This window comes from Erythrobacter sp., from assembly GCF_030066995.1.
Taxonomy (GTDB): domain Bacteria; phylum Pseudomonadota; class Alphaproteobacteria; order Sphingomonadales; family Sphingomonadaceae; genus Erythrobacter.
The window spans coordinates 26,120-49,434 of the sequence record NZ_JASJAP010000005.1 but is presented as its reverse complement, the minus strand read 5'-3'; the positions used below and the strand labels follow the sequence as shown (position 1 = coordinate 49,434).

General features: G+C 63.8%; 20 protein-coding genes and 1 riboswitch. Of the genes, 16 read left to right on the top strand and 4 right to left on the bottom strand.

Annotated elements, in window-relative coordinates:
- Positions 1 to 4: 4 nt before the first annotated feature.
- From QNI87_RS11860 to QNI87_RS11790, 15 genes are all read left to right on the top strand, one after another.
- Positions 5 to 1,495 carry an SLC5 family protein gene (locus tag QNI87_RS11860; RefSeq protein ID WP_300596747.1) on the top strand — a complete coding sequence of 497 codons (1,491 nt, stop codon included), beginning with the start codon at positions 5 to 7 and terminating at the stop codon, positions 1,493 to 1,495.
- The gene (locus tag QNI87_RS11855) at positions 1,492 to 2,538 is read left to right on the top strand and encodes a UDP-glucose--hexose-1-phosphate uridylyltransferase (RefSeq protein ID WP_300596745.1); all 1,047 of its coding nucleotides are present in this window, start codon (positions 1,492 to 1,494) and stop codon (positions 2,536 to 2,538) included. Before QNI87_RS11860 ends, QNI87_RS11855 begins: the two co-directional genes overlap by 4 nt.
- Positions 2,535 to 3,758 (top strand): galactokinase, encoded by a 1,224-nt coding sequence (gene galK / locus QNI87_RS11850; RefSeq protein WP_300596743.1) that lies wholly within the window; start codon positions 2,535 to 2,537, stop codon positions 3,756 to 3,758. The genes QNI87_RS11855 and galK overlap by 4 nt, the downstream gene beginning before the upstream one ends.
- A gap of 155 nt (positions 3,759 to 3,913) precedes the next feature.
- Positions 3,914 to 4,930: a metalloregulator ArsR/SmtB family transcription factor gene (locus tag QNI87_RS11845; RefSeq protein WP_300597510.1), complete on the top strand. Its 1,017-nt coding sequence runs from the start codon at positions 3,914 to 3,916 to the stop codon at positions 4,928 to 4,930.
- Positions 4,927 to 5,853 (top strand): methylenetetrahydrofolate reductase [NAD(P)H], encoded by a 927-nt coding sequence (gene metF, locus QNI87_RS11840; protein ID WP_300596741.1) that lies wholly within the window; start codon positions 4,927 to 4,929, stop codon positions 5,851 to 5,853. The genes QNI87_RS11845 and metF overlap by 4 nt, the downstream gene beginning before the upstream one ends.
- A gap of 56 nt (positions 5,854 to 5,909) precedes the next feature.
- Positions 5,910 to 6,677, top strand: a complete 768-nt coding sequence (locus QNI87_RS11835; protein ID WP_300596739.1) for a class I SAM-dependent methyltransferase — start codon at positions 5,910 to 5,912, stop codon at positions 6,675 to 6,677.
- Positions 6,674 to 7,777 (top strand): homocysteine S-methyltransferase family protein, encoded by a 1,104-nt coding sequence (locus QNI87_RS11830; protein ID WP_300596737.1) that lies wholly within the window; start codon positions 6,674 to 6,676, stop codon positions 7,775 to 7,777. The genes QNI87_RS11835 and QNI87_RS11830 overlap by 4 nt, the downstream gene beginning before the upstream one ends.
- A 29-nt stretch (positions 7,778 to 7,806) precedes the next feature.
- A complete protein-coding gene (locus QNI87_RS11825; protein WP_300596735.1) occupies positions 7,807 to 8,358 on the top strand; it encodes a GNAT family N-acetyltransferase in 552 nt (183 codons plus the stop codon).
- The gene (gene metH, locus QNI87_RS11820) at positions 8,355 to 11,018 is read left to right on the top strand and encodes a methionine synthase (protein ID WP_300596733.1); all 2,664 of its coding nucleotides are present in this window, start codon (positions 8,355 to 8,357) and stop codon (positions 11,016 to 11,018) included. The genes QNI87_RS11825 and metH overlap by 4 nt, the downstream gene beginning before the upstream one ends.
- Positions 11,019 to 11,050: 32 nt before the next feature.
- Positions 11,051 to 12,268, top strand: a complete 1,218-nt coding sequence (locus QNI87_RS11815; RefSeq protein WP_300596731.1) for a serine hydrolase — start codon at positions 11,051 to 11,053, stop codon at positions 12,266 to 12,268.
- Between the two features lie 99 nt (positions 12,269 to 12,367).
- Positions 12,368 to 12,463: riboswitch (glycine riboswitch) on the top strand.
- Between the two features lie 188 nt (positions 12,464 to 12,651).
- The gene (gcvT, locus tag QNI87_RS11810; protein WP_300596729.1) at positions 12,652 to 13,812 is read left to right on the top strand and encodes a glycine cleavage system aminomethyltransferase GcvT; all 1,161 of its coding nucleotides are present in this window, start codon (positions 12,652 to 12,654) and stop codon (positions 13,810 to 13,812) included.
- Positions 13,813 to 13,818: 6 nt separating this feature from the next.
- Positions 13,819 to 14,190 (top strand): glycine cleavage system protein GcvH, encoded by a 372-nt coding sequence (gene gcvH / locus QNI87_RS11805; RefSeq protein ID WP_300596727.1) that lies wholly within the window; start codon positions 13,819 to 13,821, stop codon positions 14,188 to 14,190.
- Between the two features lie 110 nt (positions 14,191 to 14,300).
- Complete coding sequence (gene gcvPA / locus QNI87_RS11800; protein ID WP_300596725.1) at positions 14,301 to 15,680, top strand: aminomethyl-transferring glycine dehydrogenase subunit GcvPA; 1,380 nt, start codon at positions 14,301 to 14,303, stop codon at positions 15,678 to 15,680.
- A gap of 118 nt (positions 15,681 to 15,798) precedes the next feature.
- Positions 15,799 to 17,376, top strand: coding sequence for an aminomethyl-transferring glycine dehydrogenase subunit GcvPB (gcvPB, locus tag QNI87_RS11795; RefSeq protein ID WP_300596723.1), 1,578 nt, complete (start codon positions 15,799 to 15,801; stop codon positions 17,374 to 17,376).
- On the top strand, positions 17,373 to 18,404 hold the full coding sequence (locus tag QNI87_RS11790) for a DUF6624 domain-containing protein (protein ID WP_300596721.1): 1,032 nt from the start codon (positions 17,373 to 17,375) through the stop codon (positions 18,402 to 18,404). Before gcvPB ends, QNI87_RS11790 begins: the two co-directional genes overlap by 4 nt.
- A gap of 14 nt (positions 18,405 to 18,418) precedes the next feature.
- On the opposite strand, the gene QNI87_RS11785 is transcribed toward QNI87_RS11790, so the two are convergent.
- Positions 18,419 to 19,753 (bottom strand): lipopolysaccharide biosynthesis protein, encoded by a 1,335-nt coding sequence (locus QNI87_RS11785; RefSeq protein ID WP_300596719.1) that lies wholly within the window; start codon positions 19,751 to 19,753, stop codon positions 18,419 to 18,421.
- Positions 19,754 to 19,772: 19 nt separating this feature from the next.
- Positions 19,773 to 20,585: an NTP transferase domain-containing protein gene (locus QNI87_RS11780; protein WP_300596717.1), complete on the bottom strand. Its 813-nt coding sequence runs from the start codon at positions 20,583 to 20,585 to the stop codon at positions 19,773 to 19,775.
- 107 nt (positions 20,586 to 20,692) lie between these two features.
- Between QNI87_RS11780 and QNI87_RS11775 the strand changes: the two genes are divergently transcribed.
- Entirely contained in the window at positions 20,693 to 21,418 is a 726-nt protein-coding gene (locus QNI87_RS11775; RefSeq protein WP_300596715.1) for a hypothetical protein, read from the top strand.
- Between the two features lie 36 nt (positions 21,419 to 21,454).
- Here the strand turns inward: QNI87_RS11775 and mmsB are convergent, their stop codons facing one another.
- Positions 21,455 to 22,372, bottom strand: a complete 918-nt coding sequence (gene mmsB, locus QNI87_RS11770; protein WP_300596713.1) for a 3-hydroxyisobutyrate dehydrogenase — start codon at positions 22,370 to 22,372, stop codon at positions 21,455 to 21,457.
- Between the two features lie 90 nt (positions 22,373 to 22,462).
- Positions 22,463 to 23,257, bottom strand: coding sequence for an enoyl-CoA hydratase-related protein (locus QNI87_RS11765; protein WP_300596711.1), 795 nt, complete (start codon positions 23,255 to 23,257; stop codon positions 22,463 to 22,465).
- Positions 23,258 to 23,315 lie beyond the last annotated feature (58 nt).

Here is a 23,315-nt window from a genome sequence, read left to right as displayed (position 1 = left end):
ATCCATGCTATCCAGCCTTCCGACGAATAACGCGATCCAGATCGCGGTCTGCCTTGGCATCACCGCTCTGGTGGGCCTGGCCACATGGCTCACCATCCGCCGCGCCAAGCACGATGGCTCGAAGAAGGACGTGTTTCTCGCGGGCGGCGGGCTCAATTGGGTGTTTGTCGCCGGCGCGATCACGCTCACCAACCTTTCGACCGATCAGCTGGTCGGGATGAACGGCAACCAGATGGCGCTGCTCGCCTGGTGGGAGATCGCAGGCTTTGGCGGCCTCCTGATCCTCGCCTTCGTGTTCGTGCCCATCTATTACCGCAACAATTGCACGACCGTCACCGAGCTGCTGGAAAAGCGCTATGGCGGGCGCTCGATCCGCACGCTGATTTCGGCGCTGTTCCTGTTCGGCAATATCCTCATCTACCTGCCCGCCGTGCTCTATTCGGGCGGTACTTTCATGCAGGCCCTGTTCGGGGACAATCTGCCGATCCTGTTCTTCGCCGCGATCCTGGCGGTTGTATCCGCAGGCTACACCATTTTCGGCGGGCTGCGCGCGGTGGCGGTGATGGACACCTATTCGGGTGTGGGCATTCTGGGCCTGGCGCTGCTGATCGTGTTCCTTGCGCTTGCGGCGGTGGATTTCGACCTCTCGGGCGTTCCGGCGGAGCGGCTGACCCTGATCGGCGGGCCCGACAGCCCGATCCCGTTTCACACGCTGTTCACCGGCATGATCTTCATCCAGATCTTCTACTGGTCGACCAACCAGAACCTTACCCAGCGCGCCATGGCCGCGCCGACGATCCGCGAGGCGCAAAAAGGGGTTCTCGCCGCCGCGTTCATCCGCATTCTGATCGTTCCGCCGATTGTCGTTGTCCCCGGCATCGTCGCCTACCAGCTGTTCGGCGATGTGGGCGATGCCGCCTATGGCCAGCTGATCGCCACCGTGCTGCCCCCGTGGCTTTCGGGCGCGTTTGCCGCGATGGTTGCCGCGGCGGTGATCACCACGTTCAGCGCGGTGCTCAATTCGAGCGTTGCGCTCTATTCGGTCGACTTTCACGAACAGTTCGTGGGCGAGGTGACGAACCACTGGAAGCTCGCCGCGGCGGTTTCGGTGCTGCTGACGGTCACATCGATCGCGCTGGTAACCGTCTTCATCGACGCCTCGCAGGCGGACCCGGAAGATTTCAGCATTATCAACCTGCTCCAGCAATTGAACGGGCTGCTATCAATGCCGATCCTCTCCGCATTCGTCGCCGGGCTGCTGTTCCGCAATGTCGATGCGCTCGCGGCGATTGCGGGCGTTGTGTGGGGCGTGGGCTTGTACGCGGTGTACACCTTCGTCTGGCAACCGGCGGGTGTGGTGACGATGCACTATATCGACTTCATGGTGGTGACGCTGGTGACAAGCGTGCTGGCGGCGCTGTTGGTCAACCGGTTGGCGCTGGGCAATCGGGCCGAGTTCGTCGGTTTCAAGCGCCACGACAAGGCCGCCGCGTGAGCATCGATCTTACAAGGCCGCACCGCCGCTACAACCCGCTAAGCGGGCGCTGGGTGCAGGTTTCGCCGCATCGGCTCGACCGGCCCTGGCAGGGCGAGGAGACCGTGCCCAAGCCGCCTGTGCCCGCTTACGATGAGGGGTGCTACCTGTGCCCCGGCAACACACGCAAGAACGGCGAAGTGAACCCTGACTACGAGGGCGTTTACGTCTTCGATAACGACTTTCCGGCGCTGCTCGATCCCCCCGACCTCGCCCAAAGTGAGGACGCGCTGTTCAAGGCCCAAACGACCCAAGGCGTCTGCCGCGTCGTCTGCTTCTCGCCCGACCATTCCAAAACTCTGCCGCTGCTGACGCATGCTGAGCTGCGCGAAGTGATCGATGTCTGGGCCGATCAAACCGCCGAGCTGGGCGAGCGGTTTGCGAGCGTGCAGATTTTCGAGAACAAGGGCGCGATGATGGGGTGCTCCAACCCGCATCCGCATGGGCAGATCTGGGCGACGCGGCACATGCCCGATGAACTGACGGAGGAAATCGTCCAGCAAGTCGGCTATCATGATAAGAACGGCTCCAACATGTTGCTCGATCTCGCGGCGCGTGAGGTCGAAAGCGGCGATCGGGTGGTGGAGTGCAATGCGGACTGGGTCGCGATCGTCCCGTTCTGGGCGGCATGGCCGTTCGAGACCTTGGTGCTACCGCGCTTCAAGGCCGCGCGATTGCCCCAGCTCTCCGATGGCCAGCGCGGCACCCTTGCCCGCGTTCTGAAAGCGCTCACCACGCGCTATGACAATCTCTTCCGCACCAGCTTTCCCTATTCGATGGGGTGGCATCAGTTTCCATTTGCCGAAACGGCGCTCGATCATGCGCAGCTCCACGCCCATTTCTACCCGCCGCTCTTGCGCTCGGCCTCGGTGCGCAAGTTCATGGTGGGCTATGAGATGCTCGCCGAACCCCAGCGCGACCTCACCCCCGAGCGCGCGGCGGACATGCTGCGCGCGGTCAGCGGCTCTGAGCATTACCTTGCCGCCAGCGAGGCGTCCGCGTGATCCGGCGCGAGCGCCTGATCGCCCGCGCCCGGCAGGGCTATCGCCTCGCTTTCGGCACCCAGGGAGAGAGCCCGCGCCGTTTCTTCGCCGCGCCGGGGCGGGTCAACCTGATCGGCGAGCATGTCGATTACAATGAGGGCTTTGTTCTCCCGTGCGCGATCAACCGCGAGACGGTCGTTGCCATTCAGGCGGGGCCGGAAGTCGGAGGCCAGGGCTATATCGAAGCGGTGGCTATCGACTTTGGCCAGAACCGCGACAAGATCGCGCTGTACGAGCCGATAGCCCGGTCCGATTCCAGCTGGCAGAACCTTCTTCGCGGGGTGGTGGTGGCCCTGCAAAAGCGCGGGCACGAAGTCCTGCCCGCCCGCCTTGCGATCACGGGCGATGTTCCGATTGGCGCCGGCCTGTCCTCCTCGGCCTCCTTTGCCGTCGTTGTGGCTCTGGCGCTCGCGTATCTGAGCCGCATCCAGGTTTCAAAGGCGGAGCTGGCGCTGGTCGCGCAGGAGGCGGAGAACGACTTTCTAGGCACAAAATGCGGGATCATGGATCAGATGGCCTCCGCGCTTGGAGCAAGCGACGCGGCTTTGCTGCTCGATTGCCGTTCGGGCCAGAGCATGCCGATTGCGGTGTCAAGCGAGCTGGCCCTTGTGGTCGCGGATACCGGTATCCGCCGCGAACTGGTCACCAGCGCGTTCAACGAGCGCCGCGCCCAGTGCGAGGCCGCCGCGAAACACTTCAACGTGCGCGCCTTGCGCGATCTCAGCGCGCGAGCCCTTGAGGCGGGGCGCAGGGACCTTGACGCGACCCTGTACAAACGCGCGCGCCACGTGGTGAGCGAGATCGCGCGGGTCGAACCCACGGCGGTCGCGCTCAACCAGGGCGACACGGCGGCGATCGCGCGGCTGTTTGCCGAGAGCCACACCTCCCTGCGCGAGGATTACGAAGTGACCGTGCCCGAGGTCGATCGACTGGTCGGGACGATCGGCGCGGCGCTTTCGGCTGGCGACACGCCTTTAGGCGGGGTGCGGATGACGGGCGCGGGCTTTGGCGGCTGCGTGGTGGCTGTGGTGCGCAAGTCCGCCGCCGACCTGGTTCTCGAAGCGGTGCACGACACCTACAACGCCGATGCCGATACCCCCGCGAGCGCGGCGATCTACTCAATGGTGGGCGGCGCCAGCGACATCAGCCCGCAGCGCCCATCCTCGCTTCCAACTTCGTAGCGCGCCCGAGGACTCTCCTGAGAGGCCATTTACACATATAAAAATATCTTTATATGCATGACGCGCCTATGACGACCGTGTCTTCCTCCAGCGCGCTTTCCAGCGCACCGCCCAGTTCCGCGACGAGTTCCGCGACGGGCGCGCTGACCAAGGCCGTGCCGGTGGACGCCCTATTCAAGGCGCTCGCCGATCCCACGCGGCTGCGCATGGCTCGGCTGCTGGCGACGATGGAGCTGGCGGTGGGTGAACTCGCGCAAGTGCTCGGGCAAAGCCAGCCGCGCGTCTCGCGCCATGTCGGCATTTTGTGCGATGTGGGTCTGGCCGAACGCCGCCGCGAGGGCAGTTGGGTCTTCCTGCGCGGCACGGGGGCTGCGGAAGAGGCTGGCCCGATTGCCGCTGCCCTCGACCGGGTGCTGGCCGTTGCCGAGGCGGAAGAGCCAGCCTTTGCGCAAAGCTGCGCGGACGACCGGCGCAAGCTTGCCGCGATCCGCTCCGCCCGCGAAGACGCTGCGACGCAATATTTCGCGCGACACGCTGGCGAATGGGATGAATTGCGCGCGCTCCACAGCTCGGACGGGGAAGTCGAAGCGCGCCTGGTCGAGGCGCTGTCCGGCCATGAGCTTGGCGCCTTGCTCGACATCGGAACCGGGACGGGACGCATTGCCGAACTGTTCGCGGGCCGGGCGGCGCGCGTCACCGCGCTGGACAAGAACCTTGAAATGCTGCGGGTCGCGCGCGCCAAATTGCAGCATCTGCCCACCGCGCAAATCGAGATTGTGCAGGGCGATTTCGCCGACCTGCCGTTTGACGCGGGAAGCTTTGACACGGTTCTGCTGCATCAGGTGCTGCATTTCGCGTCCGATCCCGCGCAGGCTCTGGCGGAGGCCGCGCGCGTCACCCGCCCGCAAGGTCGCATCGCGATTGTCGATTTCGCCGCGCACGACCGCGAAGAGCTGCGCGGCCGCCACCAGCACGCTCGCCTGGGATTTTCGGATCGCCAGATGGCGAGCCTTCTGCGCCGGTCGGGCTTCACCGCCAGCGAGCCGATTGCGCTCGAAGGCGGCGAATTGATCGTCAAAGTCTGGATCGGTCAGCGCAAGACGACGTTGAACGAGCAACTCGACGCGATCTCCACCCCCACCCCCACTCCCGCCCAGAAGACCCCGTCATGAACCCGACCTTCGAGGAACTGCGCGAACACCGCACCGCGCTTGATACGCCGCTGTTCTCCGGCCTTCCCGGCGACATTGATGTGAGCTTCGAATTCTTCCCGCCCAAGAGCGAGAAGATGGAAGAGCAGTTGTGGAAGGCGGTGGTCGAGCTGGCGCCGTTGCAGCCGCAATTCGTCTCGGTCACCTATGGCGCGGGCGGCTCGACGCGCGAGCGCACCCACGCCACTGTCGCGCGGATCATCGCCGAGGCGCAGCTTCCCGCCGCCGCGCACCTGACCTGCGTGGGCGCGAGCAAGGCGGAGCTCCGCGAGGTTGCCGAACACTACTGGGAAGCCGGCGTGCGCCATATCGTCGCGCTGCGCGGCGATGCCGGAGAGCCGGGCGCGCCCTTCACGCCGCACCCCGATGGCTACGCTGGCGCGGCCGAACTGGTCGCGGGGCTAAAAGAGATCGCCGACTTCGAAATCTCGGTCGCCGCCTATCCCGAAACGCACCCCGACGCCGATTGCCCCCAATCCGATATCGACCATCTCAAGCGCAAGCTTGACGCCGGGGCCACGCGCGCGATCAGCCAGTTCTTCTTTTCCGCCGACACCTTCTTTCGGTTCCGCGACAGACTGGCGGCGGCGGGGATCGAGCAGAAGGTCTTGCCGGGTATCCTTCCCGTCACCAACGTCGCCCAGGCGCGCAAGTTTGCGGGCGCGTGCGGGGCCGATATACCGGCGTGGATGGACGGCCTGTTCGAAGGCCTCGATGAACGGCCCGCCGCGCGCCAGCTGGTCGCCGCAACGGTCGCTGCGGAATTGTGCCGCCGGCTCTACGCGGGCGGCGAGCGCGATTTTCACTTCTACACGCTCAACCGCCCGGACCTTGCCTATGCGATCTGCCACATGCTCGGCAAACGCCCGGCATGTGCTGGATGAGGCCCACGCGATAGGGCGAAGTCATCTTGCGGGACACCGTCGCAAAGGAACAGATTATGCTTAGAGAATTGCGATCTTATGTGAGCGTGCTGAGCAAACTGGGCAGCCCGCAGACCGTGCAGGAAATGGCGCTATCGGGCGGGGCGTGGCGCAAGGCGGATGCGATGGAGTGTCCGTATTGCGGTTATGTCGGGCCGTTCGCCAGTTCGGGTGTCATGCTGATGCCCAAGAGCTGCTGCCCCAAATGCGGATCCTTGCCGCGCCATCGACTGTTCCGACTGATCGATGCCGACTTTGCCGGTAAAGACCTGCTCCACTTTGCACCCGAGGGCATCGTGAAGGACTGGCTTGGGAGCGTGGGCCTGGCGAGCTATCGCACCGCGGATCTGTTTCGCACGGATGTGGATTTGAACCTCAACGTTGAGGATTTGGATCTGCCGTCGCAATCGGTCGACATGATCCTGTTCTTCCACGTCCTGGAACATGTTGATGACCGCAAGGCCTTGCCCGAATTGTTCCGTGTTCTGCGCCCCGGTGGCACGCTGTTTGCTATGTTCCCGATCGTGGAAGGGTGGTCGCAAACCTATGAGAACCCCGAAATGGTCACCGACAAGGAGCGCGAAATCGCCTTTGGCCAGTCCGATCATGTGCGCTTTTACGGGCGTGACGTGCGCGACCGGATCCGCGATGCGGGATTTGAGATCGAAGAATTCACCGCTGGCCCGGTTGAAAGCCCGCGTTACGGTCTGGAACGCGGCGAGAAGGTGTTCGAGTGCAAACGCCCCCCTGATAGCGACCCCCATACGAAAGGCGTTCCCCAATGAGCACCGCTACGCTGTCCCCGGCACCCGCCGCGACCGCGCGCAAGCGCCTGAACGAAGCGGCCAAGGCGCGCATTCTGATCAAGGATGGGCCCTATGGCACCGCGATCCAGGCCGAGAAGCTCTCGGCTGAGGACTACGCGGGCGCGACCGGGCTCAATCGGGATCAAAAGGGCAATAACGATCTGGTGAACCTCACCCAGCCGCGGGTGATCCGCAAGATCTGCGACAGCTATATTCACGCCGGCGCGACGCTGCTCGCGACCAACACCTTCAACGCCAACCGCATCAGCCAGGCGGATTACGGCGCGGAAGACCTGGTGCGCGACATCAACATCTCGGCAGCAAGGGTCATCCGCGAAGCCTGCGACGATGCCACCGCCGAGGACGGCCTACCGCGTTTCGTGTGCGGCGCGATGGGGCCGACCAACAAGACGCTGTCCTTGAGCCCCGATGTCGAAGACCCCGGTTTTCGCGAGGTCGACTTCGACGAAGTCAAGGCGATCTACAAGGAACAGGCGGATGCGCTGGTCGAGGGCGGCTGCGACTTCATCCTGATCGAGACGGTGTTCGACACTCTGAACTGCAAGGCTGCGATCATGGCGGTGAAAGAGATCGAGGCGGAGCGCGGCCACGATGTACCGATGCTTATCTCGCTCACGCTCACCGATATGTCGGGGCGCAATCTGTCGGGCCACACGGTCGAGGCGTTCTGGCACACCGTGCGCCACGCCAAGCCCGCCGCCATTGGCCTCAATTGCAGCTTTGGCGCCGAGCAATTGCGCCCGCATGTCCAGATCATGTCGAGCATCGCCGACACGCTGCTGCTCGCTTATCCCAACGCCGGGCTTCCCAACGAGCTGGGCGAATACGACGAAGCGCCTGCGACCACGGCCGAGCTCGTCGCGCTGTGGGCCAAGGAAGGCCAGGTCAACATTCTGGGCGGGTGTTGCGGGATCACGCCGGGGCATATTTCCGCTATCGCCGCGGCGGTGCGCGAGGCGAAGCCGCGCGAGAAGCCGACGCTTGATCCCGCGATGCGTCTTGCAGGGCTGGAGCCGTTCTCTATCGCCAGCCCCGCCAGCTGCTGCTCCTGCAAATAGTCAGTCCTTTTCCAAGACCCTGATCCCCCGTGAGCACGCCAGACGCTTCCAGCACCAACGGCACCGCGATAGTCGTTCGACCGGCAAGCGCCGGGGACGCCGGGCGTCTGTCGTTGATCAGCAACGCGACCTTTCTCGAGACCTTTGCGGGCCAGATCGCAGGCGAGGCGCTGATGGCGCATTGCGCGACCAAGCACACGCCCGACTTTCTGGCAGGCCTGCTTGCGAACGGCGCGAAAGCCTGGCTTGCCGAACTGGACGACGCGCCGGTCGGCTACGCCCTGCTGACCCCGCCCGAGCTCGACGCCGCGCAACAGGGCGATATCGAATTGAAGAAGATCTATGTCCTCTCGCGCTTTCACGGCGGCGGTCTCGCGCGCGACTTACTCAGCGCCGCGCTGGCGGGCGCCGCGGGGCATCGCCGCCTGCTGCTGGGCGTCAAAGCCGACAATGCGCGCGCCATCGCTTTCTATGAAAAGCACGGCTTTGAACGCATCGGGACGCGCCGCTTCGATGTCGGCGGAAAACTCTACGATGATTTCGTCTTCGCACGCGATCTGACCCTGGAACCGACCATATGAACACCCAATCCGCCTCGACCTTCATCAATATCGGTGAGCGCACCAATGTGACCGGATCTGCCCGGTTCAAGAAGCTTATCATGGCGGACGATTATGCGACCGCCGTGGAAGTCGCGCGCCAGCAGGTCGAGAACGGCGCGCAGGTGATCGACGTCAACATGGACGAAGGCCTGCTCGACGCGAAACACGCGATGACGACCTTCCTCAAGCTGATCGCTGCAGAGCCGGACATTGCCCGCGTGCCGGTGATGATCGATTCATCGAAATGGGACGTGATCGAGGCGGGGCTCAAATGCGTCTCGGGCAAGCCGATCGTCAATTCGATCAGCATGAAGGAAGGCGAAGAGGAGTTCCTCAAGCACGCAAGGCTTTGCATGGCCTATGGCGCGGCCGTGGTGGTGATGGCGTTCGACGAGGTCGGACAGGCGGACACCAAGGAGCGCAAGGTCGAGATCTGCAAGCGCGCCTATGATCTTCTGGTCGGCATCGGCTTTCCGCCCGAGGATATCATCTTTGATCCCAATATCTTCGCGGTCGCCACCGGCATCGAAGAACACGACCGCTATGGGCTCGACTTCATCGAAGCGGTGAAGGAGATCAAGGAGCAATGCCCGCACGCCAGGACCAGCGGCGGGCTTTCCAACCTCTCCTTCAGCTTCCGCGGGAACGAGACGGTGCGCCGCGCCATGCACTCGGTCTTCCTCTATCACGCCATCCCCGCCGGGCTCGACATGGCGATCGTCAACGCAGGCCAACTCGACGTCTACGACACGATCGATCCGGTGCTGCGCGAGGCGTGCGAAGACGTGATCCTGATGCGCGACCCCAAAGATCGGGGGCTTGAAGGAGAGGAAACCGCGACCGAACGGCTCATCGCGCTCGCTGAAAGCTTCAAGGGCAAGTCCAAGGAAGACGACAAGCAGGCCGCCGAATGGCGCGGGTGGGAGGTCACCAAGCGGCTCGAACATGCGCTCGTTAAGGGGATCGACGCGCATATCGTCGAGGACACCGAGGAAATGCGGGCTACCACGGCTGAGGCGGGCGGTCGCCCGATCGAGGTGATCGAAGGCCCGCTAATGGATGGCATGAACGTCGTTGGCGACCTGTTCGGATCGGGCAAGATGTTCCTGCCGCAAGTCGTCAAATCCGCGCGCGTCATGAAGAAGGCGGTCGCGCACCTCATCCCCTTCATCGAAGCCGAGAAAGAACTCCTTCCCGAAGCCGAACGCAGCGCAAAGGGCACGATCATCATGGCAACGGTAAAGGGCGATGTGCACGATATCGGCAAGAATATCGTCGGTGTGGTCTTGCAGTGCAACGGCTACGAAGTCGTGGATCTGGGCGTCATGGTCCCCTGGCCCGACATCTTGAAGGCCGCGAACGACAACAAGGCGGACATGATCGGATTGTCCGGCCTCATCACCCCCTCGCTCGATGAGATGGTGACCGTCGCCGAGGAGATGCAGCGCGTAGGCATGAATATGCCGCTGCTGATCGGCGGCGCGACCACCAGCAAGGTTCACACCGCGCTCAAGATCGATCCGCAATACGAAGGCCCCGTCATCCACGTGCTCGACGCAAGCCGCGCGGTGGGCGTCGCCTCCAAGCTGCTCTCCGACACCCAGCGCGACGATTACGTGGAGGAGGTCGCAAACGACTATGTGAAGGTGCGCGACGCGCGCAGCGGCAAGGCGCCCAGCCAGTTGATGACGCTGGATGAGGCGCGCGCGAACTTTTACGACGCCTATCTCTCCGACAAGCCCGCGCCGCCGCTGGAACCCGGCGTGCACGTCTATGACGACTGGTCGCTCGAAGAACTTGTGGACTACATCGACTGGACGCCGTTCTTTCGCGCCTGGGAACTGCACGGTACGTTCCCACGCATCCTTGATGACGAGGTTGTCGGCGAAAGCGCTCGCGCACTGAAGGCGGACGCGGACGCGATGCTGGACAAGATCATCGGCGAGAAATGGCTGACCGCAAAAGGCGTCGCGGGTTTCTGGCCCTGCGCGCGCGATCACCAGTGCCCCGACGATGTGATCATCCACCGCGTGCGGCGCGAGGAGAACATCCGCCTGCCCTTCCTGCGCCAGCAGATCAAGAAATCGCGCGACCGGGCCAATATGTGCCTTGCCGATTTCATCGATCCGGCGGGTGACTGGATCGGCGGCTTTGCCGTGGGCATTCACGGGATCGACCCGCATATCGCGCGTTTCCAGGCCGACAAGGACGATTACTCCGATATCCTCTTGAAGGCGCTCGCCGACCGCTTTGCCGAGGCCTTCGCCGAGCGTCTGCACCAGCACACGCGTACGACGCTGTGGGGCTACGCGCCCGGTGAACAGCTCACCAACGCAGCGCTGATCAAGGAGGAATATCGCGGCATCCGCCCCGCGCCCGGCTATCCGGCGTGCCCGGATCACTCGCTCAAACCGATCCTGTTCGAACTGCTGGAGGCGGAGAAGAATGTCGGCCTGACCCTGACCGAAAGCTTTGCGATGTATCCCACCGCGGCGGTCAGCGGCTTCTATTTCGGCCATCCGGAAAGCGAATATTTCGGCGTCGCGCGCATTGGCCGCGATCAGCTGGAGGATTACGCGGCCCGGCGCGCGGTCGATATGGCGACGGCGGAACGCTGGCTGAGGCCCAATCTCGATTGATTTTGCGCGGGTATGCGGCAAGGGTGCGGGCCATGATCCGCACGCTTCTTGCCGCACTGGCTCTCGCGCTTCCCATTACCGCTTCCGCCGCCGATGACACCCAGAAGCCTCCGCCCGCCGCCGTGGTGGTCGCCTTTGACCGCGAAAGCGTCACCCCGCTGATCGCCGAAGGGGTGCGCAATTTCGACAGCCGCGAGCCGGTCGCTTTCAACGATCCGGTGCGCATCGCCTCGATCTCCAAGCTGATCATGGCGCTCGCGACCCTGCGGCTGGTGGACGAGGGCAAAATCGATCTCGACGCCGATGTGTCGGATTATCTGGGCTTCACGGTGCGCTCGCCCAATTTCCCGGAGACGCCGGTTACGCTGGCGCAGCTTCTCTCGCACCGCGCGGGGCTGCGCGACAAGGCGGGCTATATCATCCCGCTGGGTGCGAGCCTCGAAGAAAAGCTCGCCGACCCCGACGCGTGGTATCCGCAAGCGCCTCCGGGCGAAGCGCCGTTCGAATACGCCAATCTGGGCTCGCCGGTGGTGGCGACCGCGCTCGAAGCGGCGACGGGTGAGCGGTATGACGCGCTGCTGGAACGCACTGTGTTCGGCCCGCTGGGCGTTGAGGCCTGCGTCAACTGGGTCGGGTGTTCGGATGACATGGTGGTGCGCGCCGTGGCGCTCTACCGCCACACCGATGAGCCTGCGCGCGACTACCCCGGCGATCTGCCGCCCGCCTGCTCGATCCCGGTGGCTGAGGGGGTGGAGTGCACGCTGGAGGATTATGTCCCCGGCACCAACGCCTCGGTCTTCTCACCTCAGGGCGGAGTGCGGATTGGGATGGTGGATCTGGCGAAGATCGGGCAGAGAGTGATGCAGCTTAAGGCTGGTGATTTCCTCCAGCGCAAGAGCATAGACAGGCTGATCGCCTCAGCAGTAACCGGCCAAACCGACAATCAGGAATTTTTCTGCGCTTATGGATTCGGCTTGCAAATGATCGACAACCCCAATTGGGATTGCTCTGACAAACTCTTTGGCACTGGCATGATCTTCTTTGGTCACTCAGGCGAGGCTTATGGTCTGCAATCGGGGCTGTGGTGGGGCAGTGATAGCGAAACTGGTTATGTCTACTTCCAAACCCAAGCTCCGCCGCCTGTCGGAGGCGAAGACACAGGCGGGTTCTCGCAGGGCGAAAAGGACTTGATGAAGCGGGCCCGGAAAATCCTCGCCGCGCGCCAGGAAACCGGCGAATCCGGCGACTAGCCGCAGGAAAATATCGTAATCGCCCGAATTCCCCTTTTGGGCAATTGACGCACCCCTTCGCATACGCAACATAGATGCGGCCTGCCGGAAGCGATTCCGGTGTCTTTCGCGGGAGAGATCACGGTCCTTTTGGGCCGAGGCGCCGAAGGAGCAACCGCCCCGGAAACTCTCAGGCAGAAGGACCGCGACAAGGCTTCAGGCGCTCTGGAAAGCGTTTTGGATGCGTGCGTCCAAAACCACCGAAGGGGAGGCGGATGAGGCGGCCAATATACGTTTGGTGCCACACTCGCTGAAGCTCTCAGGTTTCCCGACAGAGGGGGCAGGAAAACGCCTGGAACGGGGCACCAACCCGGGCGTTAAAGCTGCTTACGGGGACCAGGACTTTGAGCGCCACAGACACATCCGATGAAGCACGGGACGATCGGCCGCTCGACACGCTTCCGCTCGATGCCTGGCACCGCGCGCGGGCTGCGCGCATGGTCCCGTTTGCGGGCTATGAAATGCCGATCCAGTACACCGGAGAAGGGGGCGGGATAGTTGCGGAGCACAAATGGACGAGGCAGAGCGCCAGCCTGTTCGATGTCAGCCATATGGGCCAGCTTGCGCTGAAGGATGCGGCGGACGATCCGGGCAGCGCCGCGCGCGCGCTCGAAAAATTGCTCCCCGGCCTCATCACCTCCTTGAAGCCCGGCAAGATGCGCTATTCGCTGCTGCTGACGGAGGCAGGCGGGGTTATCGACGATCTGATGGTGACCAACACCGGCCCGCATCTCGCGCTGGTGGTCAACGGCGCGTGCAAGCGGGACGATATCGCGCACTTGCGCGAACACCTGCCCGACGAGATTACGCTCACGCATTTCGACGATTTTGCCCTCCTTGCTTTGCAAGGGCCAAAGGCGGGCGCGGTGCTGGAAGAGCTGATCCCTGGCACGGGCGCACTCACCTTCATGACCGCCGGGCTGTTCGAGTGGGAAGGCGCGCATCTTTGGGTCAGCCGTGCAGGCTACACCGGGGAGGATGGCTTCGAAATCGCCGTCCACGAAAGCCGGGTCGAAGCGCTCGCCGAGGCGCTGGTCGCGGATGAGCGCGTGCGCCCCGCCGGGCTGGGCGCGCGCGACAGCCTGCGTCTCGAAGCGGGCCTGCCGCTCTATGGCCATGATCTTACCACCGACATCAACCCGGTCAGCGCCGATCTGACCTTTGCGCTCTCAAAGAAGCGGCGCGAGACGGGCGGCTATATGGGCCACGGCGCGGTGATGACCGCTCTGGAGAACGGCCCGGACCAGATCCGCGTTGGTCTGACGCTCGAAGGTCGCATGCCCGCGCGCGAAGGCGCCGAAGTGTTCGCGGGCGATGCAAAGGTCGGCGTTGTCACCAGCGGCGGCTTTTCGCCCACGCTCGGCCACCCGATTGCCATGGCCTTCATCGACGCGGCGCACGCCGCCCAAGGCACGAGCCTCGAAATCGCCGTGCGCACCAAAAGGCTGCCCGCGACCGTATCACCCATGCCCTTTGTCCCGCACCGCTATTACCGAGGGAGCTGACCAGCAATGCCGCGCTATTTTACCGATGAACACGAATGGATCGAAGTCGAGGACGACAGCGCGACGGTGGGTATCACCGATTACGCGCAGGAACAGCTGGGCGACATCGTGTTCGTCGAACTGCCCGCGGTCGGCACTGCGCTCGACAAGGGCGGCGATGCGGCGGTGGTCGAAAGCGTGAAAGCGGCGAGCGATGTTTACGCGCCGATTTCCGGCGAAGTGACCGAAGGCAATTCCGCGCTCGAAGACGAGCCCGCTCTCGTCAACTCCTCACCCGAAGAAGACGGCTGGTTCTTCCGCATGAGCGTTGCCGACAAGGACGAGCTCGAAGGCCTGATGGACGAGGCTGCGTACAAGGAATTCGTCGCGGGGCTGTAGTCCCCTTGAATTATCCGCCGTCACCCCCGCGCAGGCCGGGGGCCAGGAGACTGGGGGCGGCGCTCTTAAACTGGATCCCGGCCCTCGCCGGGATGACGAAGGTGAAGACAATGCGTTACCTCCCTCTCACCGATACCGACCGCGCGGAAATGCTCGCCAAATGCGGCGCGTCATCAATCGATGATCTGTTCGTCGATGTGCCCGAGGTCGCGCGGCTCGATGGTCCGATCCGCGATCTGCCGATGCACGCCAGCGAAATGGCGGTCGAACGCCACATGAAAGCGCTCGCGGGCAAGAACCTGGCGGCGGAGAACACGCCGTTCTTCATTGGCGCGGGCGCCTATCGCCACCACATTCCGGCCAGCGTCGACACCGTGATCAGCCGCGGCGAATTCCTCACCGCCTACACGCCCTATCAGCCCGAAATCGCGCAGGGCACGCTGCAAATGCTGTTCGAGTTTCAGACCCAGGTCGCGCGGCTTTACGGCTGCGCGGTGGCCAACGCCTCGCTTTACGATGGCTCGACCGCGTGCTGGGAAGCGGTGGCGATGGCCACCCGCGTGACCAGGCGCAAGCGCGCCGTGCTTTCCGGTTCGCTCCACCCGCATTACGCGCAGGTGGTCAAGACCATGGCGCAGTACACCGGCGAGGAGATCGCCGACGCGCAGCCCGCGATCACCACCGAACCCAATCTCGACACGCTGACCGCGCGGATCGACGAGGACACGGCCTGCGTCGTGGTGCAGTATCCCGATATCCTCGGGCGCATTTCGGACCTTTCAAAGGTCGCCGACGCCGCGCGCGCCAAGGGCGCGCTGCTGGTGGTCGTCAACACCGAGCCGGTGGCGCTGGGCGCTATCACATCGCCGGGCGAGATGGGCGCGGACATCGTCGTGGGCGAGGGCCAGGCACTGGGCGTGGGCCTGCAATTCGGCGGGCCGTATCTGGGCCTCTTCGCGGTGCGCGATCCCAAGCATGTGCGCCAGATGCCCGGACGTCTGTGCGGCGAGACCGTGGACGCCGAGGGCAAGCGCGGCTTCGTCCTGACGCTCTCCACGCGCGAACAGCACATCCGCCGCGAAAAGGCGACGTCGAATATCTGCACCAATTCAGGGCTCTGCGCGCTGGCGTTCACCACGCATATGACGCTGCTGGGGGAGAAGGGCCTGCGCCAGCTGGCCGCCGAGAACCACCGCCTTGCGTGCCTTGCGGCGGACAGGCTTGAGAAGGTGCCGGGCGTCAGCCTGCTCAACAATTCGTTCTTCAACGAGTTTACCCTGATGCTCGATGGCAAGCCCGCGCGTGAGATTGTGCGCGACCTGGCCGACCGCGGCGTTCTGGGCGGTGTGTCGCTCGGGCGCCTGTATCCCGGCGTCGAAGCGCTCGAACACGCGCTGCTGGTCGCGGTGACCGAGACCACCACCGAAGACGATATCGACCGCCTTGCGATCGAACTGCACGACGCTCTTGCTGCACAGGTACCGGCATGATCGCACCATCATCAACCGTTCGCCCTGAGCTTGTCGAAGGGCCGTCCTTCTTATTTCGCACGCCTGCACTCGAAGAAAATACGGTGCTTCGACAGGCTCAGCACGAACGGAGTTTCGTATGAACGCCCCCAACAAGTCCGGCTGGAAGCCCACCATGGAAGTCGCCGACGCGAGCGGGGAGACCGTCACCACCACCGGCAACCGCGCGCTGATGCTGGAAGAACGCTTGATCTTCGAGATCGGCAAGGCTGAGACCACCGGCGTCGATCTGCCCGAGATCGACAAGCGAGCGCCTTCGCGCCTTGGCGGTTTCGAACGGTCCGAGCCCATCGGCCTTGTCGGCCTGACCGAGCCGGAAACCGTGCGCCACTACACGCGGCTCAGCCGTCAGAATTACGGCATCGATCTGGGCTTCTTCCCGCTCGGCAGCTGCACGATGAAGCACAATCCGCGCCTCAACGAAAAGCTCGCGCGGCTTCCGGGATTTGCCGATATCCACCCGCTTGCGCCCCAATCCAGCGTGCAGGGCGCGCTGGAAGTGATCGATCAGCTTGCGACCTGGCTCAAGACGCTGACCGGTATGCCGGGCGTCGCGATGAGTCCCAAGGCGGGCGCGCATGGCGAATTGTGCGGCATCCTGGCGATCCGCGCCGCGCACACCGCCGCGGGCAACCCGCGCGAGGTTGTGCTTGTGCCTGAGAGCGCGCACGGCACCAACCCCGCGACCGCCGCGTTTGCCGGCTACAAGGTCGAGAACATTCCCGCGACGCCCGAGGGGCGCGTCGATGTCGAGGCCCTGAAAGCGCGCCTTGGCAAGGGCGGGGAAGGGGACAGTGATGTGGCGGCGGTGATGATCACCAACCCCAACACGTGCGGCCTGTTCGAAAAGGATTTCCGCACCATTGCGGACGCGGTGCACGCGGTTGGCGGCTACGTCTATTGCGACGGCGCGAACTTCAACGCCATCGTGGGCCGAGTGCGTCCGGGCGACCTTGGCGTCGATGCGATGCATATCAACCTGCACAAGACCTTCTCCACCCCGCATGGCGGCGGTGGCCCGGGCTCAGGACCGGTGGTTTTCTCCGAAGCGCTGATGCCGTTCGCCCCGCTGCCTTACGTCGAAAAGGACGAAGCTGGCGAATTCCATATCGTCGAGGAAGAGAACGCCGACGCCGAACATCAGACCTTTGGCCGGATGACGGCGTTCCACGGCCAGATGGGCATGTTCACAAGAGCGCTGACCTATATGCTCAGTCACGGCGCCGATGGCCTGAAGCAGGTTTCCGAGGACGCGGTGCTCAACGCCAATTACATCCTGCGCAGTCTGGAAGACATTCTCCACGCGCCGTTTGCGGATAGCGGACCGTGCATGCACGAGGCGCTGTTTGGCGACAAGGATTTCGGCGGCGGGCTCTCGACGCTCGATCTCGCCAAGGGTCTGATCGATGAGGGCTATCACCCGATGACGGTGTACTTCCCGCTGGTCGTCCACGGCGCGATGCTGGTCGAGCCGACCGAGACCGAGAGCAAGGCCTCGATCGACCAGTTCATCACCGCCTTCCGCCACGTGGTCCAGCGCGCTCTCGACGGCGACGAAACGCTGAAGCAGGCGCCGTATTTCGCGCCGCGTCGGCGGCTGGATGAAACGGCGGCGGCGCGTAAGCCGAAACTGGCGTGGGAAGAGCCGGCAGAGTGAAGGCTTCGCTTTTGAAGGCGGGTTTACTCGGTGTCGTCAGCCTCGCGCTGATCGCTGCGCAAGAGCCGTCTGAACCAGCGCCCGACTACCCCGAACCGCCGCCGCTGGTGGCCGAGCGGATCGTCGATGGCCGGTTTGAGCCGGGCCATTTCGAATATCTGCGCGGCCATTTTCCCGAAGCGAGCGAGGTGGAAAAGGCGCAGTACGCCGAACTGATAACGTGGCTCGATGCGTGTGAGCAGAAAGGCAAGGCGCGGCTCGACGCCGAATTGGCCGAGTTGGGCATCGCTTCGATTGAAAACGGTCTTCTTCGCGCGCCTTCTATCTGCCTGCAGGTGGTGATGGGCGATCCGTTTAAGGGCTTTGCCAACTACGCCGAACTCGCAAAAGCGACGCGCGGCGCACGGCTGGTGTTTGATACGCTTGTGCAGTCGGTAAAGCGCGCGCAGGAGCGGATACCATTTGCAAGCTCCGATGATTTTGCGGGCGAAATTGAAAGTCGCACGATGGCCGATCAAATGCTGCGAGGCGCCTATCGCTGGGGCGTGATGGAAGTGTCGGCACCGCGCACTCCCAAGATGACTGCTGAGGAGCGCACCGTTTTTGTGGCCCTGCTCGGCAGTGAGATCATGCGGGTTGATCGCGACAACACAGAGTGGCTCGAGGCGCAGGTGATGAAAAGTGGGTGGCCTCGCCAATCCCAAGTAGGCAAGCGCGCCGCGTTTGGAGCATGGCTGATCACCCAACACGCCGATCTCGATCCTGCCTTCCAGCGCCGCGCGCTTGGGCTGATGGAGCCGCTTTTGGCGACCGGCGAAATCTCGAAAATCGGTTACGCCTCACTTTATGATCGCAATGCACGCGCGCTCAATATTAAGCAGCGATATGGTGTTCAGCTAATCTGCAAAGGCGGCGCATGGGAGCCGCATCCTCTGGAAGAACCCGAACGGGTGGATGAGCGGCGCGAAGCCATGGGGCTAGGCCCGTTGGCAGAGCACATTGCGGGAAATTCTCAGCCCTGCTCATGACAGCCTGCGCCAACCTATTCGGCGGCCTGGCGGGCCTCTTGCGCCTCGTTTTCGCTGTCAGGCTCGCTCTCCGCCTGCGGCTCCAGTTCGATCCGGATCTCGCTCAGATTCAGGATCGCCACGTAAAACCCGATCACCGCGAGGCTGCTGGAGCCGAGCACCGCAAACGCCGCGCCCTTGGCACCGTTCCAATCGATCGCCGCGTCGAGCAGGACCAGCGCCAGCACGGTGGGCACCGCGCGCACGATGAAGGCCGTGCCCGCGCGGCCAGCCGAGACCAGCAGCGATTCAAGGCTCGCCCCGATCAGCTCCACTGCGCCCGCAATGCTCAGGATCACCATCGCCCAGTAAAACGCGCTGAAATCGTCCTGCGCGATGACGCCGAGCGCCCAGCGCCCGCCGAGTAGCGCCACCACCACCGCGACCACACCCGCGACCACTGCGATATTGGCCATACGCCGCGCCATAGCGAGCGCGTTGTCCCGCGCGTGGACCAATTCGGGCAGAATCGCTTTGGAGATTGTCTGCGCGAGGCTCACCAAAGCCTGACCGAGCTGCGAAGCGACGCGGAAGCCCCCGGCAAGCGCGGCGCCGCCAAACGTGCCCACCAGAAGAATGATGACTTGCTTACCGGCAATGCTGAGCGAACCCGACATATTGGTTGACCACACAAAGGCCCAGGCGTCGGAATAGCGCGCGGGGATGCGGGTGAAGCTGATCGCGCTGAGGTCAATGCGGCCCTCGCGCGCCGCCGCGATCCACAGCGCGACCGCCACGCACACCTCAGACGCCGCCCAGGCGAGGATGAACCCGGCCACATTGGGCATCAGGAAGAATGCCAGAATGGCCCCGGCGGCGCGGATCGCGGGCTGCACGGCCTCGGCTGCGGTCGCGGTCGCGAACTTGAAGCGCAGGCGCAACAGCCCCGTGGGCGTGGTGCGGATCGCCAGCAGCGAGATCACGCAATAACCGAAAGTGATGGGGTAAAGCTCTTCAGGGAGCGGCAACCAGGCGGATGCGGTCCAGACCAACAGGCCCGCCGCCACCGTGCCCATTGCAACCGACAGCGCATCGAGCGCAATTGCAAAACCGGTTGCCTCGCGCACGCTTTCGGGATCGGGGTTTTCCGGGGTTCCCGACCCATTCGCGCCCCAGCGCACGATAAACTGCCAGGTCTGGAAATTGGCAAAACCGGTGATCGATTGCCCCAGCGCGACGATCAGCGCGAAATAGCCAAAGCTCTCCAGCCCCAGCGTGTGGGTGGCTAGGTAAAGGTAAACAAGGCTCATCACGGCGTTGAAGCCGCGTCCTCCCAGAAGCCAGCCAATGTTGGAAAAGAGCCGTTTCATCGGTTCGTCGCGAAGCCGATCAGGCGGCGCTTCGGTCGCCCTCGCGCCGCTTGAGGATCTTCTCGGTCACCGCAAAGGTGCGTTCGTTATCGACATCGATGGCGTAGTGCCCGTCGGACAGTTCGACCGGGACCATGTTGAAGCCGAACCGTTTCGAGACCTGCTCGAACAATTTCTCCTTCGAGCCGGTGCCCAGGCGGAAGCGGATCAGGTTTATCAGGCCAAAGGCCTTGATGATGCGGCGCGGAAATTTCACAAACTGCCCGCCCTCGCGCATGATCTCCGCCGCGCTTAGCGCCTGCTCGCTGCCGATCCAGTACATGTTGCAGTTCGAAAAGCCGCCGTCCTTAAACTGGTAGAACTTCTTCTGCCCTTCGGGATCGGCGGCCTGCACATCTTCCCTGCGCGCGAGCCCCGCGGCGCCTCCGGCATCCGCCGCGAGCGCTTTGCCGATGAACTCCGAATAACCCTCGGGCGTCACCAGGCAATTGTCGGCGGTGGTGATCAGCAGCGGAAAATCCGCGCCCTCGGCTCCGCTGAAGACGCTGTCGACGATGTTGAATTTGCCTTCCGCGAAAGAGAGGCGGCCTTCCTCGATCAGTTTGGCGATATTGGGCTGCGCGGCGATCTCATCGGGCTCATGCGCGACGATGCGGATCGCACCGACTTCGGGGCAGGCGGCGACCGCGGCGGTGACCCGCGCGACCATAGGTACGCCGTTGACCGGGACCACGCATTTCTGCGCCACGCCCGCGCGCTCGGCCAAGGGATCAAGAACCCCCGAACGCTTGCCGGCCATGATCAGGGCGGTCACTTTGATATCGGATGTCATGGCGGCGGGCCTTACTCCCAAAGCGGCTCCAAATCAAAGCAAGGAAATACGCCTCTAGTGCAACATTTTGTCGCAAGCAGGGCAGGGCGTGGCTAGGTGACGGTCGCATGCGGATCGTCTTTTCACGTAAGGGCTTTGACACAAGCGCGGGCGGAGGGCCTTCGCCGATCGTGGATGGCGCGCCGGTCAGCCTGCCCATCCCCGACACCAAAGGGCTCTCGCGCACCACCTATGGCGATCTGGGACTGGGCGAGCACGCGGAAAATGCGAGCAGGGGGCGGTTGAGCGCGGGTGATCTGTGCCACCACGATCCGATGTTCCTGCCCGATGGGACCTGTGCGTTCGGACAGACCGGCGCGGCGCAAACGCATCTGGAGCGGCAAGGCGTGACGCTTGGCGACGTGTTCGTCTTTTTCGGGCTGTTTGCGGACGAGCTGAGCGGCGAGCCGCACCACCGTATCTTCGGCTACCTGAAGGTTGAGGCGATCATCGCCCTCTCGCAGGGCGCGCCACAAGTGATGCTCGACCTCAATCACCCGCACGCGCTGGGGATGCATGGCGCAAACGATGCGATCTGGTTTGGTGAAGGCGCGGTCGCAGCGCGCGCGAGCGAGGCTTTGCGGCTGACCGTGCAGGGTGGTCCGCCCAGCGTGTGGCGGCGGCCCGATTGGCTAAGGCGCGGCGGATTGTCCTATCACGACCGCGCGGATCGCTGGCTGCGGGGAGGCAGGCTGAAGAGCGTTGCGCGCGGGCAGGAATTTGTCGCGGATGTGGGGCGGCGTAAAGCGCCGCGGGAGTGGCTTAAGGGGATCGTTGCGCAGATCGTGGGTTGAACGCGCAGTGTGTGGGCTCGAAGGACGCGCATTCTCTTACGAATACGTCTTGATGATCCCCGAGAAATCCACCGCTTCGTTGCCCGCGCCAAGGTAATCCTCGTACAGCGCCGCCGCGCGCGAGGCCAGCGGGACCGCCGCGCCCGCGCCTTCGGCCGCTTCCATCGCGAGCCGCAAATCCTTGACCATCAGCGCGGTCGCAAAGCCGCCAGCGTAGTCCTTGTCCGCCGGGCTCTCGACGCCAACGCCGGGCATCGGCGTGTAGGCGTTCAAGGACCAGTTGTAGCCGGAGGATTGCGAACTGATCTCGTAGAATTTCTGCGGATCGAGGCCCAGCTTTTCCGCCATTGTCATCGCTTCGCTCGTCCCGATCATGGTGATGGCGAGCAGCATGTTGTTGCAGATCTTGGCGGTCTGGCCCGCGCCGATATGTCCGGCGTGGATCACCGCCTTGCCCATGGCAGCAAGGATTGGCTGGGCCGCATCGAAAGCGTGATGCTCGCCGCCGACCATGAAGGTGAGCGTTCCGCCCGCCGCCGCCGCTATCCCGCCCGAAACCGGCGCGTCGACCATCTTGTAGCCTTCCGCGTGCGCCGCATCCGCAACCTCGCGCGCGGTGGCGACATCGATGGTGGAGCAGTCGATCAAAACGGCGGTGTGCGGCGCGTGGCCGATCACGTCCTTGGTGTAGACCGCCTTGACGATTCCGCTGCTCGGCAGCATCGAGACAACAGCCTCGGCCTCGGCGCACGCCTCGCGCGCGGTGTCGAAAGTCTCACACCCTGCGTCCTTCGCCGCAATCAGAGCCTCTTCGCTGAGATCGAACGCGCGCACTTCGTAGCCCGCTTTGACCAGGTTCGCGGCCATCCCGCCGCCCATATTGCCAAGCCCGATAAAGGCGATTTTCATGTCATTGTCCTCTCTTGAGCTCGCTAATGCTCGCGCCGTAGCCACCCGCGCCCTCCACCCTTCCACCCGGAGCCTACCGGGATATCATCCGGGTGGAAGGGTGGAGGGCGCGGGTGGCTACGGCCTCAACACAGACTAACGCCCCTTCCACGTGCCCTCGCGCTTCTCGATGAACGCCGCCATGCCTTCCGCCTTGTCCTCGCTCGCGGTGAGGATCTGGAAGATGCGGCGCTCCATGATCAGGCCCTGATCCAGTGTCGTCTCGAACGCGGCGTTGACCATCTCCTTGTTGGCGATTGCGGCCATGGGCGGCTTGCTTGCAATGGTGGCGGCGGTTTTCAGCGTTTCGGCGATGAGGTCGGCTTGCGGCACGACGCGCACGACCAGATTGGCGCGCTCGGCTTCCTCGGCGCCCATCATCCGGCCTGTGAGGCACATTTCCATCGCCTTGGACTTTCCAATCGCGCGGGTCAGACGCTGCGAACCGCCCATGCCGGGCGCGACGCCCAACTTGATTTCGGGCTGGCCGAACTTGGCGTTGTCGCTCGCGATGATGAAATCGGCCATCATCGCCAACTCGCAACCGCCGCCCAATGCAAAGCCGTTGACCGCCGCGATCCAGGGCTTGCGGGTCTTCTTGACGATCTCGCTCGTCCAGGGGCTGAAGAAATCGTCGAGATAGAAATCGGCTGCAGCCTTGTCGTGCATCTCCTTGATATCTGCGCCTGCGGCAAAGGCCTTCTCGCCCGAGCCCGTCAGCACCGCGCACAGCTGCGTTTCGTCGGCCTGGTATCCGGCAAAGGCGCAAGTCAGATCGGCGAGCACCTGGCTGTTGAGCGCGTTCAGGGCCTTGGGCCGGTTGAGCGTCATCAGCGTAACGCCCTTGGTGCCCGCTGCGTCGGTTTCGACGGTGATCGTTTCGTAGGTCATTTTCGTCTCCGTTTCCGTCATGCTGAACTTGTTTCAGCATCCATCGCCAGCTCAAACT